This window comes from Cronobacter dublinensis subsp. dublinensis LMG 23823, from assembly GCF_001277235.1.
Classification (GTDB): domain Bacteria; phylum Pseudomonadota; class Gammaproteobacteria; order Enterobacterales; family Enterobacteriaceae; genus Cronobacter; species Cronobacter dublinensis.
The window spans coordinates 3,763,932-3,780,361 of record NZ_CP012266.1 but is presented as its reverse complement, the minus strand read 5'-3'; the positions used below and the strand labels follow the sequence as shown (position 1 = coordinate 3,780,361).

Annotated in this window: 17 protein-coding genes and 1 pseudogene; 12 read left to right on the top strand and 6 right to left on the bottom strand. The window is 59.9% G+C overall.

Features of this window, described 5'->3' with window-relative positions:
* Positions 1–25 precede the first annotated feature (25 nt).
* The 5 genes from citD to citG are packed head-to-tail and all read left to right on the top strand — an operon-like array spanning position 26 to position 4,082.
* Complete coding sequence (gene citD / locus AFK67_RS17475) at positions 26–319, top strand: citrate lyase acyl carrier protein (protein WP_007709559.1); 294 nt, start codon at positions 26–28, stop codon at positions 317–319.
* Positions 316–1,191 (top strand): citrate (pro-3S)-lyase subunit beta, encoded by an 876-nt coding sequence (gene citE / locus AFK67_RS17470; RefSeq protein WP_007709555.1) that lies wholly within the window; start codon positions 316–318, stop codon positions 1,189–1,191. Before citD ends, citE begins: the two co-directional genes overlap by 4 nt.
* 10 nt (positions 1,192–1,201) lie before the next feature.
* Entirely contained in the window at positions 1,202–2,719 is a 1,518-nt protein-coding gene (gene citF, locus AFK67_RS17465) for a citrate lyase subunit alpha (protein WP_007709552.1), read from the top strand.
* Between the two features lie 3 nt (positions 2,720–2,722).
* Positions 2,723–3,262, top strand: a complete 540-nt coding sequence (gene citX / locus AFK67_RS17460) for a citrate lyase holo-[acyl-carrier protein] synthase (RefSeq protein WP_007709546.1) — start codon at positions 2,723–2,725, stop codon at positions 3,260–3,262.
* A complete protein-coding gene (gene citG, locus AFK67_RS17455) occupies positions 3,240–4,082 on the top strand; it encodes a triphosphoribosyl-dephospho-CoA synthase CitG (protein WP_032966212.1) in 843 nt (280 codons plus the stop codon). The genes citX and citG overlap by 23 nt, the downstream gene beginning before the upstream one ends.
* A gap of 65 nt (positions 4,083–4,147) precedes the next feature.
* On the opposite strand, the gene mltC is transcribed toward citG, so the two are convergent.
* The 3 genes from mltC to mutY are packed head-to-tail and all read right to left on the bottom strand — an operon-like array spanning position 4,148 to position 6,635.
* Positions 4,148–5,230, bottom strand: a complete 1,083-nt coding sequence (mltC, locus tag AFK67_RS17450; protein WP_032966211.1) for a membrane-bound lytic murein transglycosylase MltC — start codon at positions 5,228–5,230, stop codon at positions 4,148–4,150.
* 44 nt (positions 5,231–5,274) lie between these two features.
* Positions 5,275–5,550 (bottom strand): oxidative damage protection protein, encoded by a 276-nt coding sequence (locus tag AFK67_RS17445; protein WP_007709534.1) that lies wholly within the window; start codon positions 5,548–5,550, stop codon positions 5,275–5,277.
* Positions 5,551–5,552: 2 nt separating this feature from the next.
* The gene (gene mutY, locus AFK67_RS17440; RefSeq protein ID WP_085958806.1) at positions 5,553–6,635 is read right to left on the bottom strand and encodes an A/G-specific adenine glycosylase; all 1,083 of its coding nucleotides are present in this window, start codon (positions 6,633–6,635) and stop codon (positions 5,553–5,555) included.
* Between the two features lie 155 nt (positions 6,636–6,790).
* On the opposite strand from mutY, the gene trmB reads away from it, so the two are divergent.
* The 6 genes and pseudogenes from trmB (at position 6,791) to AFK67_RS17410 (ending at position 9,939) form a co-directional block, all read left to right on the top strand.
* Positions 6,791–7,510 carry a tRNA (guanosine(46)-N7)-methyltransferase TrmB gene (gene trmB / locus AFK67_RS17435; RefSeq protein WP_007752347.1) on the top strand — a complete coding sequence of 240 codons (720 nt, stop codon included), beginning with the start codon at positions 6,791–6,793 and terminating at the stop codon, positions 7,508–7,510.
* Positions 7,510–7,836, top strand: coding sequence for a YggL family protein (locus AFK67_RS17430; protein ID WP_007709531.1), 327 nt, complete (start codon positions 7,510–7,512; stop codon positions 7,834–7,836). The genes trmB and AFK67_RS17430 overlap by 1 nt, the downstream gene beginning before the upstream one ends.
* 50 nt (positions 7,837–7,886) lie before the next feature.
* Positions 7,887–8,603: a YggN family protein gene (locus AFK67_RS17425; protein ID WP_007709530.1), complete on the top strand. Its 717-nt coding sequence runs from the start codon at positions 7,887–7,889 to the stop codon at positions 8,601–8,603.
* Between the two features lie 149 nt (positions 8,604–8,752).
* Positions 8,753–9,124 (top strand): hypothetical protein, encoded by a 372-nt coding sequence (locus tag AFK67_RS17420; protein WP_007709529.1) that lies wholly within the window; start codon positions 8,753–8,755, stop codon positions 9,122–9,124.
* 172 nt (positions 9,125–9,296) lie between these two features.
* Positions 9,297–9,485, top strand: a pseudogene (locus AFK67_RS17415) (type II toxin-antitoxin system HicA family toxin).
* 16 nt (positions 9,486–9,501) lie between these two features.
* The gene (locus tag AFK67_RS17410) at positions 9,502–9,939 is read left to right on the top strand and encodes a type II toxin-antitoxin system HicB family antitoxin (protein ID WP_007709528.1); all 438 of its coding nucleotides are present in this window, start codon (positions 9,502–9,504) and stop codon (positions 9,937–9,939) included.
* Between the two features lie 59 nt (positions 9,940–9,998).
* Here the strand turns inward: AFK67_RS17410 and yjiA are convergent, their stop codons facing one another.
* The 3 genes from yjiA to AFK67_RS17395 form a co-directional block, all read right to left on the bottom strand.
* Complete coding sequence (gene yjiA / locus AFK67_RS17405) at positions 9,999–10,967, bottom strand: GTPase (protein WP_038884529.1); 969 nt, start codon at positions 10,965–10,967, stop codon at positions 9,999–10,001.
* 18 nt (positions 10,968–10,985) lie between these two features.
* A complete protein-coding gene (locus AFK67_RS17400; RefSeq protein ID WP_007709526.1) occupies positions 10,986–11,189 on the bottom strand; it encodes a YbdD/YjiX family protein in 204 nt (67 codons plus the stop codon).
* 177 nt (positions 11,190–11,366) lie between these two features.
* Positions 11,367–13,520: a carbon starvation CstA family protein gene (locus AFK67_RS17395; protein ID WP_038884527.1), complete on the bottom strand. Its 2,154-nt coding sequence runs from the start codon at positions 13,518–13,520 to the stop codon at positions 11,367–11,369.
* A 917-nt stretch (positions 13,521–14,437) separates the two neighbouring features.
* Here AFK67_RS17395 and AFK67_RS17390 point away from each other — a divergent pair.
* Positions 14,438–16,387, top strand: a complete 1,950-nt coding sequence (locus AFK67_RS17390; RefSeq protein WP_038884524.1) for a methyl-accepting chemotaxis protein — start codon at positions 14,438–14,440, stop codon at positions 16,385–16,387.
* Positions 16,388–16,430 lie beyond the last annotated feature (43 nt).

Sequence of the window (16,430 nt, the reverse complement as noted above, 5' to 3'; positions counted from 1 at the left end):
ATTCTTCTCTGACAGGACAACCGTAATGAAGATAGTCAAGGAGGCGCTGGCGGGGACCGCCGAGTCCAGCGACCTGATGGTAAAAATCGCCCCGGCGGCGGGCGAGCTGGAGATTGAAATCTACAGCGATGTGATAAAGCAGTTCGGCGACCAGATCCGCCGCGTAGTGCAAGAGACGCTCGCGGCGATGGACGTAGACGAAGGACTGGTGATTATTGAGGATAAAGGCGCGCTCGACTGCGTGATCCGCGCCCGGCTGCAAAGCGCCATTCTGCGCGCCTGTGAGGCGCAGCCGCTGCGCTGGGAGGCACTCAAATGAGCAAACTTCGCCGCAGTATGCTGTTTTTACCCGGCGCTAACGCCGCCATGCTCTCCACCGCGTTTATCTACCGCCCCGATTCCATCATGTTCGATCTCGAAGACGCCGTGGCGCTGCGCGAAAAAGACACTGCGCGCCTGTTGGTCTTCCACGCCCTGCAACATCCGATGTACCGGGAGATTGAAACCGTGGTGCGTATTAATCCGCTCAGCACGCCGTTCGGGCTGGCGGATCTCGACGCGGCGGTGCGCGCAGGCGTGGACGTGATCCGCCTGCCGAAAACCGACTCCCCGGACGATATCGACGAGCTGGAAGGTCATCTGGCGCGCATCGAGCGCGAATGCGGGCGTGCGCCGGGCTCGACGCGCATCATGGCGGCCATTGAGTCGGCGGTGGGCGTTATCAACGCGGTGGCGATCGCCCGCAGCTCGCCGCGGCTTATCGGCATTGCGCTCGCGGCGTTCGACTACGTGATGGATATGCAGACCGAGCGCGGCGACGGCACCGAACTCTTCTATGCCCGCTGCGCGGTGCTCCATGCGGCGCGCGCCGCCGGGATAGATGCGTTCGACGTGGTGTGGTCTGACGTCAATGACGAAGCGGGTTTCTTAAAAGAGGTCGAGCTTATCCGCAAGATGGGCTTTAACGGCAAATCGCTGATAAACCCGCGCCAGATAGATCTGCTGCATAACGCCTACGCGCCAACACAAGACGAAGTGGATTACGCCCGCCGCGTGATTGCCGCTGCCGAAGAGGGCGAGCGCAACGGGCTGGGTGTGGTGTCGCTCAACGGCAAGATGATTGACGCGCCGATTATCAACCATGCGCAGGTGGTGCTGGAACGCGCCGCGGCCTCCGGCGTGCGCCGTTAAGGAGAGAACCATGAACCAGACAGAACTTTTGCACGTGCAGTTTCCGCACCTGCGCGACCTGACGCCGTTCGACACCGCCCATACCGCCACGCCGTGGCTGGCGGACGATGAATGCAAACACGCCCGCAAACTCTGCGCGTCGCTGGAAGAGGCGGTGCGAAAAAGCGGCCTGCGCGACGGAATGACGATTTCATTCCACCACGCGTTTCGCGAAGGCGACCGGGTGATTAACCAGGTGGTGGCGACGCTCGCGCAGATGGGCTTTAAAAACCTGACGCTGGCGTCCAGCTCGCTGATGACCTGCAACGATCCGCTCATCGAGCATATTGAAAGCGGCGTCATCACGCGGATTTACACCTCTGGCATGCGCGGCAGGCTGGCGGATGCCATCTCTCACGGGCTGATGGCCGAGCCGGTGCAGATCCACTCCCACGGCGGGCGCGTCAAGCTGTTGCAGGATGGCGAGCTGACGATTGACGTGGCGTTTCTCGGCGTACCGTGCAGCGACGAATTCGGCAACGCCAACGGCAGCCACGGCAAATCCTGCTGCGGCTCGCTCGGCTACGCGATGGTGGACGCACAGTTCGCCCGTAACGTCGTGCTGCTGACCGAAACGCTGGTGCCTTACCCGAACATGCCCGCGAGCCTGTCGCAGGATCGCGTGGATTTTGTGGTGCCGGTGGAGAGCGTGGGCGACCCGGCGAAGATAAGCGTGGGGGCGGCGCGCGTCACCAGTAACCCCCGCGAGCTGATGATTGCCCGCTACGCCGCAGATGTTATCGAGCACTCCGGCTATTTCAACGAGGGCTTCTCGATGCAGACCGGCTCTGGCGCGGCATCTACCGCCTGCACGCGGTTTCTTGGGGAGAAAATGGCGCGCCGCGGCGTGAAGGCGCGCTTCGCGCTCGGCGGCATTACCGGCAGCCTGGTGGATCTGCATGAAAAAGGGCTGATCGACGTCCTGCTCGACACCCAGTGCTTTGACAGCCAGGCGGCGGCGTCGCTCGCGCGTAACCCGAAGCATATCGAAATCTCCACCAACGTTTACGCAAGCCCCGCCAGCAAAGCGGCCTGCTGCGACAAGCTCGACGTGGTTATCCTGAGCGCGCTGGAAATTGACGTCGGGTTTAACGTCAACGTGATTACCGGCTCCGACGGCGTGATGCGCGGCGCCTCCGGCGGGCACTGCGACGTGGCCGCGGCGGCGAATCTCACCATCGTGGTGGCGCCGCTGTTGCGCAGCCGCATTCCGACGGTCGTGAAACGCGTCACGACCCGCCTGACGCCGGGCGAGAGCATCGACGTGCTGGTCACCGATCACGGCATTGCGGTCAATCCGGCGCGGCCTGAGGTGCGCGAGCGGCTGGTCGCGGCGGGGCTTAACGTCGTTGATATCCACGCGCTGTGCGAACGCGCCGTGGCGATCGCCGGCGAGCCGAAACCGATTGAATTTACCGACCGCATCGTTGGCGTGGTGCGCTACCGTGATGGCAGCGTTATCGACGTGGTGCGTCAGGTTAAGGAGTAACGCATGGAAATTGATACGCCCTTTTATCCGGGCGTCACGCTTGATGAGCTGCTGGCGGCAAAAGAAGCGCGCGCGGGCCGCCAGCAGGCGTGGCTTGCCCGCTACGGCCAGCCGGTGATTTCACTCTCGCTGGTGACGCCCGGCCCGGTGAAAGACAGCGTGCGCTACCGTAACGCGTTCGCGGTGGCGGTTCAGGCCTGCGATCAGCTGCTGTGGCAGCATCGCTGGTCGTGGCTCGCGCGCGAAGTGTTTCACGCGCCTGCGGGCCCGACGGCGCTCTGGAGCGTCGCGCACCCGGCGAGCGAAATCAAAGCGCTGTGCGTGGCGCTTGAGCAGACGCACCCGCTCGGCAGGCTGTGGGATTTCGACGTTCACTGTCCGCAGGCGGGCCAGGTGGGGCGCGCGTCGCTCGACCGTCCGGGGCGGCGCTGCCTGCTGTGCGACGAACCGGCTCACGCCTGCGCCCGTTCGCGTCGTCATCCGCTGGAAGAGGTGGTCGGGCGCGTGGAGAAGATGATTGATGACTGGTTTGCCCGCGACTGACACGTGCCCGGCGCGCGTGGCCGATGTGCCGCTGCTCGCTGTGGCGGCGCTGTACGCCGAACTGAACCTGACGCCGAAACCAGGGTTGGTGGACCGCGCCAACAGCGGCGCGCACCGGGATATGGATCACGCGCTGTTTGTCGCCAGCATCAACGCGATCGCGCCGTGGCTGCGGGTGTTTTACCAGCAGGGCGCGCAGGACGCCGGGCAACCGGAACGCGAGATGCTGCGGCGCCTGCGCCCGGCGGGGCTCGCCTGCGAACAGGCGATGTTTAGCGCCACCGGCGGCGTAAACACGCATAAGGGCGGTATTTTCTCGCTCGGCCTGCTGTGCGCCGCCGCAGGGAGACTTTCGGCTAAGGGCGAATCGCTGAGCGCAACCACGCTCTGCATGACGGTGAGCGCGATGACCCGCGGCATGGTGGCGCGCGAGCTGGCGCACGGGCGACGTGCGGCGACGGCGGGCGAGCGGCTGTATCGCGAGTGTGGTCTCACAGGCGCGCGCGGCGAGGCGGAGAGCGGTTTTGCGATAGTGCGCCGCCACGTTTTGCCGTTCTGGCAGCCTGCGCAGGGCGAGCGAGGTTTGCAGCAGGCGCTGCTGCGGCTGATGGCGGTTAACCCCGATACCAATCTGGCGTCACGCGGCGGGCTTGCGGGGCTGCGCTACGTGCAGGCGTATGCGAGCGGTCTGCTGGCGCGCGGCTGGGACGAGGATGCGCTGCGGGAGATGGACCGCGCATTGATTGCACGCAACCTCAGCCCCGGCGGCAGCGCAGATTTGCTGGCCGTGAGTTGGCTACTGGCGGCGTTGCCGTCGTGATGGGGCATAAAAAAAGGCGGGTGCGCAGCGCCACCCACCACGGGACGGCGCTGCACTACGCCGCGCTATTTGCGGCGGTAGCTTTTCTGCGCGGTATTCACTTTATAGAGATACCGGCGCGATTCCGCTGACGGATGGCGGGTGGTAAGCGTCTCGTACACATCCCCTGGCGACAGGCGGTTAATGATATTCACCGCCTGATCTTTATCGCTGGAGAACACGCGCAATACGCTACCTGCGCCGCCGTTGTACGCGGTAATAACGGCGTAACGACGCGAGGTCGGGTTGGCGATGCCGCCCAGATACACATTGTCGAGCATCGCGAGATACGCAGTGCCGGTATCAATGTTGCTCTGCGGATCGAACAGATAGCTGCGGCTCGGCGTGCCCCATTTACCCTGCGAACGGAAGACATCCTTACCGGCGCTGTGCTGCACGACCTGCATCAGCCCGAGCGCGTCGGCATGGCTCACCGCATACGGGTTAAAGGACGATTCGGTCTGCATAATCGCGAGGATCAACGCCTCATCCACGCCATATTTACGCGACGCCTGACGCACCATACCGATATATTTATGGGCGCGTTTATCGAGGTGGTTCGGCACCAGGTTGATGGTCACGCTGTAGATAATACGCAGGCCGTTGCTGCGGCTTTTCAGACGCGTTTGCAGCAGGTAGTCGGCGAATTTCGAGGCGCGGCCTTCCCAGCGGATCGGCTGCCCGGTGTTGTCCACCACCTGGCCGTAGAGGAAGGGCTCGCGGGAGATCTGAATATCGTTAACGTCAGAATAGAGATCGATAGAGCCCGGATCGTCGCCCATCAAAAGCGTCGTAATAATCGCCTGACGCAGGCGCGCCGCCGGTTCGGTTCCGGCTATCGTCTCCACCGTAATGGTGCCGTCGTCGAAGTTAATATGGCTGCGGGTCTGGTACTGGTCGGTGTACTTAACGTAATCCTTCGGGCCCGCGATCAAAACTTCATTAAATCCCCAGATGTTTTCAATGTTATGGGCAAACTGGCCCATCAGAATATCAAACCCGTTGGTGTCCTTAATCCAGGCCTCGTTATAGGCGTTTTCAGCATTTTTTTTACTGGAACAGGAGATGAGCAACGGCGCTATCAACGCGAGCGCAAATATTTTTTTCATCATTCCGGGCGTGCTGTTGGGTTAAATGAAAGGGCCAGAGGCCCTTACTGTTGTTCCGGCGGCGTGTAGCCTTCGATGTGCACCTCTTTGCCTTCAAACAGGAAGTTCACCATTTCCTGCTCCAGCAGCTTGCGATGCTCCGGGTTCATCATGTTGAGTTTCTTCTCGTTGATAAGCATGGTTTGCTTCTGCTGCCACTGCGCCCAGGCTTCCTTTGAGACTTCGTTATAAATACGCTTACCCAGTTCGCCCGGATAGAGCTGGAAATCCTGGCCTTCGGCGTCGCGCTGAAGGAAAGTACAAAAAATGGTTCTGCTCATCATTAATCCTCATGAATGGCGCGAGCGGGGCGGGACGCCACCGGCTCTGCGCGCACTTGCTGTAACAGGCGCTCAACGGGAGCGGCGAGGCCCACCGCAGGCGGCTGGGCTAAGTTATACCAGAGACCCGTCGCTTCATCCATGCAGGCGGCGGTCTGCTGCACGCCAAGCCACATCGGCACAATATCCAGATGGAAATGGCTGAAGGTGTGGCGAAACGCGGTGAGCTGCGTCAGGCCGTCGGCGGAAATGCCGCGGGCATGCAGCCAGTCGCGCAGCGCGGTTTCACTCTCAAACTGCGGAAAACAGTAAAGGCCGCCCCACAGCCCCACCGGCGGGCGCTGGTGCAGCAGCAGCGCCTCTTCGTGCTGGAGCAGCAGAAAATAGCCGGTTTTCTCCGGCAGTGTCTGTTTGGGTTTCTTACCGGGGTATTTCGCATAGCTCTGATGCGCGTAAGCCTCGCAGCCGCTATTGAGCGGGCAGATCTCGCATTTCGGTTTCGAGCGCGTGCAAACCATCGCGCCGAGATCCATCATCGCCTGGTTAAAGCGCGCCACGCCGTCAGCCGGGGTCACCGTTTCGCTTATCTGCCACAGGCGGTTTTCCACTTCCTTTTTACCCGGCCAGCCTTCGACCGCGTAACAGCGCGCGAGCACGCGTTTCACGTTGCCGTCGAGGATAGGAAAGTGTTTGCCAAGCGATAACGACAGCACCGCGCCGGCCGTCGAGCGCCCGACGCCCGGCAGCGCCGCCACTTCTTCGAAGGTTTCAGGGAATTTGCCGCCGTGCAGCGTCGCCACCTGCTGCGCCGCTTTATGTAAATTGCGGGCGCGGGCGTAATAGCCAAGGCCGGTCCACAGGTGCAGCACATCGTCGAGCGGCGCGTTCGCGAGCGCCGTGACGTCAGGAAAGCGCGCCATAAAGCGTTCAAAATACGGGATAACCGTCGTGACCTGCGTTTGTTGCAACATCACTTCCGAGAGCCATACTTTGTAAGGGGTTTTTTCCTGCTGCCAGGGAAGGGTTTTGCGCCCATATTTGTCGTACCAGTCGAGCACCTGGCGGGAGAACTGCTGTGCCTGCATCATTAACGCGTGGCTTCCGGCTTGTAGAAATCAGGGGCTGTGATTCCAGCACAGGCCCTGCGGGCTGTAAACAGGAACTTTCCTGTGCTTGCATCGGGCAACTATCTTTGGATAATGCCCGTTTCCCGAACCACTACTCAAACAGACTAATCGCCATGAATAACGACGTCATTTCACCGGAATTTGATGAAAACGGCCGCGCGCTGCGCCGGATTCGCAGCTTCGTCCGCCGCCAGGGGCGCCTGACCAAAGGGCAGCAGCACGCGCTGGACCACTACTGGCCGGTGATGGGCGTTGAATATCGCGCAGAGCCGCTCGATTTCGTGGCGCTGTTTGGCCGCGACGCGCCGGTGACGCTGGAAATCGGCTTCGGCATGGGCTCTTCGCTTGTGGAAATGGCGAAAACCAATCCGCAGCAGAATTTCTTAGGTATTGAAGTGCACTCGCCGGGCGTGGGCGCCTGCCTGAGCGCCGCGCATGACGAGGGCGTCGAAAACCTGCGCGTGATGTGTCATGACGCGGTCGAAGTGCTGGAAAAAATGATCCCCGACGGCTCGCTGCATATGGTGCAGCTCTTCTTCCCGGATCCGTGGCACAAAGCGCGCCACAACAAGCGTCGCATCGTACAGGTGCCGTTCGCGCAGCTGGTACTAAGTAAATTGCAGCCCGGCGGCGTGTTCCATATGGCGACCGACTGGGAACCTTATGCTGAACATATGCTCGAAGTAATGTCCTCGGTGGAAGGGTATGAGAACCTGTCCCAGACTCAGGATTATGTACCACGCCCGGCTTCGCGCCCGGTGACCAAATTTGAACAGCGTGGCCATCGTCTTGGCCACGGCGTATGGGACTTAATGTTCGGGAGAGTAAAATAATGGCGAAGAACCGTAGCCGTCGTCTGCGTAAAAAGATGCACATCGACGAATTTCAGGAACTGGGCTTTACGGTAACCTGGCGTTTCCCGCAGGGCGCCACGGATGAGCAGATCAACACCACGGTCGATGAGCTTATCAACGAGGCTATCGAGCCAAACGGTCTGGCCTTTGGCGGCAGCGGCAACCAGGCCTGGGAAGGGCTGGTGTTCCGCCAGCAGATTGGCAAATGCACCGATGAAGATCGTGACGTCGTGCGCAAGTGGCTGGAAGCGCGCGGCATGACGGATGTGCAGGTCAGCGAGCTGGTCGACATCTGGTGGGATTAAGGTAAAAAACGGGTCGGCTCAGCCGGCCCGTTGGCATTTAAGGAGCGAGTATGATGCGTAAAGCGCTGCTGGGCGTATTGCTGGTGACGGCGATGCAGGCCCAGGCGGAATACAAATGCAGCGTCACGCCGCGCGACGACGTGGTGCTTAAGCCCCAGATGGTTCAGGTGGTGGGCGAAAACGGCGATCTGGTCATTGGCCCGGATGGCGCGGTGAAGTTTAACGGTAAAGCGGTCACGCTCTCTGCCGCCCAGCGCCAGCAGGCGCTCGACTATCAAAAAGCGCTGCGCGCCACGCTGCCGTGGGTCGATCAGGGCGCGCTGTCGCGCGTCGAGAAAGGCCGCGTCGCGCTGGATAAAATTATTGCGAAAGAAGTGGGCGAAAACAGCAGCATGCGTGGGCGCCTGACTAAGCTTGACGCGCAGCTGAAAACGCAGATGAACCGGATCATCGAACATCGCGACGACGGGCTGACGTTCCACTATAAAGCCATCGATCAGGTGCGCGCCGACGGCCAGCAACTGGTGAATCAGGCGATGGGCGGCATTCTTCAGGACAGCATCAACGAAATGGGCGCTAAAGCGGTGCTGAAAGGCGGCGGCAATCCGCTGGAAGGCGTGCTCGGCAGCCTCGGCGGCCTGCAAACCGCTATTCAGAATGAATGGAAAAACCAGGAAGCGGATTTCCAGCAGTTCGGGCACGAAGTCTGTACCCGCACTATCCAGCTTGAAGAGCAGCGCCAGGCGCTGGTCGGCAGCTTTAAGTAAGCCTGAACGGGAGCCTGGCTCCCGTTCTGTTTCCTCTTCGCAAACGCCTTACCGACACATCGAGTTACACAGAATCACAATCACTTCCTCTTTGTCTTACTTTTTATTACTACGCTCTACGGGTGACTTCATCACCGGCGAGGATGCGTATGAAACGGGATTTTTCAGCAGGGAGCCTTATTTCTCTCTTTTTGCTCGCCATCATTACTCTCAATATCACGGTGCTGTGGACGCAGAGTTATGAACCCGCAGGCAATACCGCGAACAGCGCTGTCAGCGGCTGTACGCCGTTCTCCCCTGACGATCGCTGCGAGGGTGATGCACTGACAGCCTTTGACGCAGCCCCTCGCGGCCCGCTCCCCGGCGAACCGCCGCTGCATCTTGCCAGCCACGCAGAGCCGCTTTTCTCTCCTGCGCAGATCGCGCTCTACCGCGAGCCGCCGCCTGACCTGGATTTCCCTTATGACTTCCCCGACGACGCCCCGTGGATGGAGGATGAGGGGGAGGGTGCCTGGCAATAAAAAATCAGCGCCTGACGCAGAGAGTTTCTGAACACGCCTCGCAGCGTTTTCGCGCCGTTCAGCACGTTTCCTGAAAAAAACGCATAGTGCGCACGAAGGCCTGCCGGTGCCAGGCGCTGGCGGATTGTTCTTGTGTGTATTGGTGTGTATATTTATCAGGCCAGGAGGGCGGATGAGATCCAGTGAGCTTATCAGGTGACTACAGACGGCGGGTTGCGAATGCGTCAGGCACAACGGCGGCAGTCATCAGATCTGGTGGTCGCCGTTGACCGGTAAAACATTTGCGGTGCCGCACCCGAAAAAGGATCTGCCGCCCGGCACGTTGCACGCCATTCTGAAAATGGCCGGACTGAAATCGTGAAACGCGGGAGGCGCACATGTTTTTTTCTGTAGGCGTTGAGACGCCCGATAATGACGCTGTGGCGTGGGGCATCGTGGTGCCCGCGCTGTGTAATGAAGCGTTTGGGTGTTATTCAGCGGCGGACGATCGCGCGAGCATCGCGACGGCGGCGCGCGAGGCGATTCTGCTGGTGCTGGAGGAGATGATCCGTAGCGGTAAATACCGCCCAGAGACGATCGCGGACGCGGGGCATCTTGTCTATGCCGCGCATCCGGATTATCGCGCTTACGATAGCTGGTTTGCGATCGAGGTCGATCTCAGCGGGCTCGAAGGGCGTCAGCAGCGAATTAATATCACGCTGCCGGATACGCTTATCCAGCGCATCGACAATCGGGTAAAAGCGAGCGCCGGACGATACCGGGACCGCAGCCACTTTCTGGCGCAGGCGGCGCGACACGAATTACGCGAAGAATAAACGCCTGCCGGGCGGCAGGCGTATAACGGCATTCCTCAGGGGCGAAGGGAAAAGCAGGCTTAACGTTCCTTCGGCGCCAGCCCGGCGAAGGCCGCGCGGATCTCCTCTTCAGGCAGGTGCGCGCCGATAAACACCAGCGTGCTGCGCGGCGTTTCGTCGCTTGTCCATTCGCGATCCCAGTCGGCGCTGTAAAGACGCTGGACGCCCTGGAATAACAGGCGGCGCGGCTCGTTTTCAATAAACAACATACCTTTATAGCGCAGGAGACGCTCATTGAAGCGCAGCAGTAGCCCTTCCATGACGCGGGAAATCGCATCGAGCGCGACCGGATAGTCGAAGTTCACCACGACAGACGTGATATCGGTCTGCGTCGGGGCCGCGAAGTGAAAACGCGGCGCGGGCTCGACGATACGCTCTTCCAGCATAAAGCCCTGAGTGTCGAAAATTAGCCGCAGGTCAACCTCGCCATGCACGACGCGATGCACTGGCGCGCGGGCGTTAATGCGTCGCAGGCGGGCCAGCAGGGCGTCGTCTTCGCCTGCGATATCGGTTTTGGTCAGCAGAATGCGGTCGGCGTAGCCGATTTGCGACTGCGCGAGCGCGTAGCGGTCCATCTGCTGCCCGGCGTGGACGGCATCGACCAGCGTTATCACGCCATCCAGCAGGTAGCGCTCGCAGATAGTGTCATGAGAAAAAAACGCCTGCACAATCGGGCCGGGGTCCGCCATACCGGTGCATTCGATGATCACCCGGTCAAACGTCGACGCGCCGCTGTCCAGCAGCGCCAGCAGATCGAGGAGCGTCGTCTCGAGCTCCTGCGAACGCGTACAGCAGATACAGCCGTTACTTAGCGTCTTCACCTGGGTGGCGCGGTCGCCGAGAAGCTCGCTGTCGATGGGCGTCTCGCTGAATTCGTTTTCAATCACCGCTATCTTGTAGCCGTGATCGGCTTCGAGGATATGACGCAGCAGCGTGGTTTTTCCGGCACCGAGAAAGCCGGTTAATAGCGTGACCGCAACGGGTTGCATTTCTACCTCCGCAAATTGTCAGCAGCAGCGCATGCCGCCTTCGCCGCTTCCGCCGTAGCGCACGTCCTGGCGCTCGCGGAAGAATTCGTTGTAGGTCATGTACGGTTTATCCGGATGGTTGGTTTTCATATGCTCAACGTAGTTGTCATAGTCCGGAATGCCGATCAGCATTTTCGCTGCCTGACCCAGATATTTTTTCGCCTGCCCTAAGTTACCAAACATGATGTTGTCCAGACAGAAAAAGCCAGATGGCGCGATGCGCGCCGGGGCCTGGGATGGTGTCGATGTCAGGCGGGTGCGCTTCGCTTACCCGCCCGGCATTCAACCGATGCATTTGTTATGTACGGCGGGTAAGCCTAAGCCTGCGCACCCGCCGTTTACCAACCGAATTTCCATCAATCAATGGTGTGACGTGGTCTTCACGCCGCCTTCCGGCACCGGCACATACGGGGTTTCTTTGGCGACGGGCTGCGTCGAGCGACGCGCCTTCATCGCGGTGCGCACGCCGTAGAAAATGATGCTGTACACCACCACCAGGAACAGAATACTCAGACCCGCGTTGGTGTAATTGTTGATGACGATGTGGTGCATGTTGGCTATTTGCTGCTCGGTCAGCTCCGCGCCGCCCGCCGCGATCCGCGCTTTATACGCGTTCGCCATGTAGAAGAAGCCTTCCATCTGCGGGTTGTCGCTAAAGAGCTTCATCCCGAGCGCCCAGGTGGTGCAGATAAGCAGCCACACCGCCGGTACGACCGTCACCCACACATAACGGGTGCGCTTCATCTTCACCAGCACCACGGTCGCCAGCACCAGCGCCACGGCGGCCAGCATCTGGTTAGAGATGCCGAACAGCGGCCACAGGCTCTTCACGCCGCCAAGCGGGTCCACCACGCCCTGATAGAGCAGATAGCCCCACAGTCCGACGCAGCCTGCGGTGCCGACGATACCCGCCACCAGCGAATCGGTTTTTTTCAGGAACGGCACGAAATTGCCCACCAGATCCTGGAACATAAAGCGGCCAGAGCGCGTACCGGCGTCCAGCGCGGTCAGGATAAACAGCGCTTCAAACAGAATGCCGAAGTGATACCAGAAGCCCATATCCGCCGCAGGCATAATTTTGTGGAACACGTGCGCGATACCGACCGCGAGCGTCGGCGCGCCGCCTGCGCGGTTGAGCACCGAAGGCTCGCCGATATCTTTGGCGGTCTGCATGATCTGCTCAGGCGTTATCACAAAGCCCCAGGCGCTCACCGTCGCCGCCGCGTGCGCGGAGACGTCTTTAAGCTGCGCGAGGATCAGCGGCGCGTTGCCGGTGCCGAGCTCATGCAGGTTCGGCATGGTAATGCCCAGTCCGGCGGGCGGGGTGTTCATCGCGAAATAGAGGCCTGGTTCGATGATAGACGCCGCCACCAGCGCCATCACGGCGACGAACGATTCCATCAGCATCGCGCCATAGCCAATAAACCGCGCGTCGGTTTCGTTCGCGAGCAGTTTCGGCGTGGTGCCGGAAGCAATCAGCGCATGGAAACCAGAAACCGCGCCGCAGGCGATAGTGATAAACAGGAACGGGAACAGCGCACCTTTCCACAGCGGGCCGGTGCCGTCGATGTACTGCGTAACCGCAGGCATTTTCAGTTCCGGGTTCAGGATAACAATGCCAATGGCGAGGCCAACAATCACACCGATTTTCAGGAAGGTTGCCAGATAGTCGCGCGGGGCCAGAATCAGCCACACCGGCAGCAGGGCGGAGACGAACGCATAGCCCACCAGCGCGTAAGTGATGGTCGTGTCTTTAAAGGTCAGCGCCGGGCCCCAGTACGGGTCGGCTGCGATCACGCCGCCAAACCAGATGGACGCCACCAGCAGCACCACACCAATCACCGACACTTCGCCCACGCGGCCGGGGCGCAAAAAGCGCATGTAGATCCCCATGAACAGCGCGATCGGCACCGTCGAGCAGACGGTAAAGACGCCCCACGGGCTCTCCGCCAGCGCTTTCACAACGATAAGCGCCAGTACCGCCAGGATAATAATCATGATGAGGAAGCAGCCAAACAGCGCGATAGTGCCCGGCACCGGGCCCATCTCCTCTTTTATCATCTCGCCGAGCGAGGCGCCGTTACGGCGCGAGGAGATAAACAGCACCATGAAATCCTGCACCGCGCCCGCCAGCACCACGCCTGCGAGCAGCCACAGCGTGCCGGGCAGATAGCCCATCTGCGCGGCCAGCACCGGGCCGACCAGCGGGCCCGCGCCTGCAATCGCGGCAAAGTGGTGGCCGAACAACACGTAGCGGTTGGTCGGCACATAGTTCAGGCCGTCGTTATTGATGACCGCCGGCGTCGCGCGCGTCGGGTCGAGTTTCATCACGCGGCTGGCGATGTAAAAGCTGTAGTAGCGATAAGCGACCAGGTAGACGGAGACGGACGCCACCACAATCCACAAGGCGCTGACGCTCTCGCCGCGGCGTAGCGCCACCACGGCAAGACAAAAGGCCCCGATCACGCCAAGAAGCGCCCAGGGCAGATGTTTCATTACTATTTTTTTGTCCATAGTAGACCTGCTGTTCAGACAGAGATAAAACCGCCCGTGACGAACATCCATAACGGCGCAGGCGGCGGGTAACCGGAAAGATCTAAAACGTGCCTAATGATGACAAAACGCGCGCAGCGGCGAGCGGCGAAATGATTAAGCGGCGCGATTGCCGCCCTGAATGGTCGTATAGCGGGACGAGCGGTTAGCCATCTTCGCAAGGCAGGGGAGTAATGTGAGGCAGGTCACGCGAATGCGGCATACGAACGGTGTTTTCTGGATGCTTTACCAGCGCGGCGGCGTTGAAAGGCGCTTGTAACAGATTCACCCTGCATCGCTCGTGAATAAATACGCATCGGCGATCTGCGACGTTACCCAAAATCAGACTGGTTGCCGTGGGAAATTATTCGCTCAGGCTTAACAATAATACATGATATATTTTTACCCGTTTTTTACTTTTTACGTGTGATACCCGTATCACCATCAATGTGAGTGAATTACACCGCCACCTCGCATTTTGAGTAAAATCGGAACGTTAGTTAAATTTCACTAAAATCGTATTTAGCGATGCTACATTAATTGACCGACTGGTTTAAAAAAATCAAAAAATAAAATTAGCGTAGTATCAGCGGGTTAAAAATGGCACCGTAAACCGCGCTGCGCCTGCGACAAAAATTTGCGTTAAAAGGAAAGCGGGAAAGACGGGGAGCAGTGAAAAACAATTGCGCTTAAGTGCCTACTTTTGCACTTTATTGCGCGCACAATGCGCTTTTTATTTATCTGGTTTTATCCGTTTCGTTACGTTTAATTTATACAGCCGGTAAAACTCGTTGAATTTTTTTGAATGCGGTTTTGAGAGGGCGTTCGCTAAAGAATCATTCTTTCACTGACGATAAACAATTAACAATTTTTATCATTTTAATGTGATGGTGAATGCAATGGCTTTAGTGACGTCGTTTGGCGAGAAAGTGAATAACCTCAGCGTCGGAAAAAAACTGACGTCAGGTTTTATTATTGTTTTGTGCATTATGCTGCTGATTGCTGGCGCCGGAATTTATGGCTTTCGCCAGGTGGATGAAAATGCCCGTAAGGAAACGCTGACCGTCAGTATCGTGACGGCCCTCAACGAGGCGCGTATTAACCGCACGCTGTTTCAGCTGACCAGCGATGAGAAGTATGCCGAACTCAACGCGAATGCGCTGCGTCAGGTAGAGTCGCAGCTCGCTTCGCTGTCGCTCTTTAACATGGATACCGAAGGGCGCACCCGGTTTGCGGCCATGCAGACGAACCTGCAAACCTATCTGAAAGTACGTGACAAATATATTCAGACGCTGCGTCAGCGCAACACGCTCGCCGCCGATCTGCATCAGCAGTGGCCGTCGCAGTTTATCGACCAGGCTTCCATGTTCAGCGAGCAAGCTGACGCCAGTCCGCAGGCGGCGATGCTGGCAGCCCGCCTCGCCGCGAAAGCGCAACAGGTGCAGAGTGTTGTCGACGCGCTGGTCATTCGCGGCGATCGCGAAATACTTAATCAACTCAACGAACTTCTGACGAGCATTGACGCGACCGCCTCGCTGCTGGCCGCCAGCACCCGCGATGCGCCGCTCGGCTGGTTGCCCGCGCTTGCCGATCACACCCGCCTGCTGCACAGCAGCGCCGCGCTGTTTGTTTCCGCTTTCGCGGAGCAGCAGACCCAGTCGACCACGCTCAGCGTCGCCGCAGGCGAGCTGAACCAGACGGTGAGCGACTTCCATGAGTTTCGTAAAATGCGCATGGCGAAATCCATTAGCCATGTCGAAACGCTGATGCTCAGCGGCACGCTGGCAGGCGTCCTGTTCGGGCTGATTGTCGCGGCGTTCATTACCCGCAATATCACCCGACCGCTGCGTGAAACCTTAGCGGTGGCGAATCGCATCGCGCAGGGCGATCTGACCGTGACCGTCTCCTCGGCGCGTCGCGACGAGCCGGGCCTCCTGATGCAGGCGGTCGGCACCATGAACGACAGTCTGAAGAGCATTATCACCCGCGTGCGTCACGGCGTGGATAACGTCTCGCGGGCGTCGTCGGAGATCGCCGCCGGGAATATTGACCTCTCCTCGCGCACCGAGGAGCAGTCCGCCGCGGTGGTGCAGACCGCCGCCAGCATGGAAGAGCTTACTTCTACCGTAAAAGAGACCGCAGGCAACGCCCAGCAGGCGAGCATGCTGGCCGCGCAGGCGTCCACCAATGCGGATCGGGGCGGGAAAGTGGTGAGTGAAGTGGTCGAGACGATGCGTACTATCCAGGCAAGCTCCGGGAAAATCGCCGACATCATCAGCGTCATTAACGGTATCGCCTTCCAGACCAATATTCTGGCGCTCAACGCCGCCGTGGAAGCGGCGCGCGCCGGTGAACAGGGCCGCGGGTTCGCCGTGGTCGCGGGCGAAGTACGCACGCTGGCAAGCCGCAGCGCCACCGCCGCGAAAGAGATAGGCGCGCTTATCACCGAGGCTAACCAGCGCGTGGAAAACGGCGCGGAACTGGTGGCGAGCGCGGGCGTGGCGATGGAAGATATCGTCGGCTCCGTCGCGAAAGTGCGCGAGATTATGGATGAGATTGCCCGCGCCTGTACCGAACAGAGCCGCGGCATCGCCCAGATAGGCCAGGCGATGTCGGAAATGGATACCACCACCCAGCAGAACGCCGCGCTGGTAGAAGAGTCATCCGCCGCCGCCTCGTCGCTTGAAGAGCAGGCGCGCGAACTGGAACAGATGGTCGCCGTGTTTAACGTCGGCAACGGCGCGCCGCAGCGTCCGGCACCTGTCGCTGCGCCGGTGATTGTCAGCGATATGCCCGTACCGAAAAAGCTCGCCGTCGCGGGCGCCCAGGGCGACTGGGAACACTTTTAAGCGTTAGCCCTGCCAGACCTTTACCCCGGTTCGCCGGGGTTTT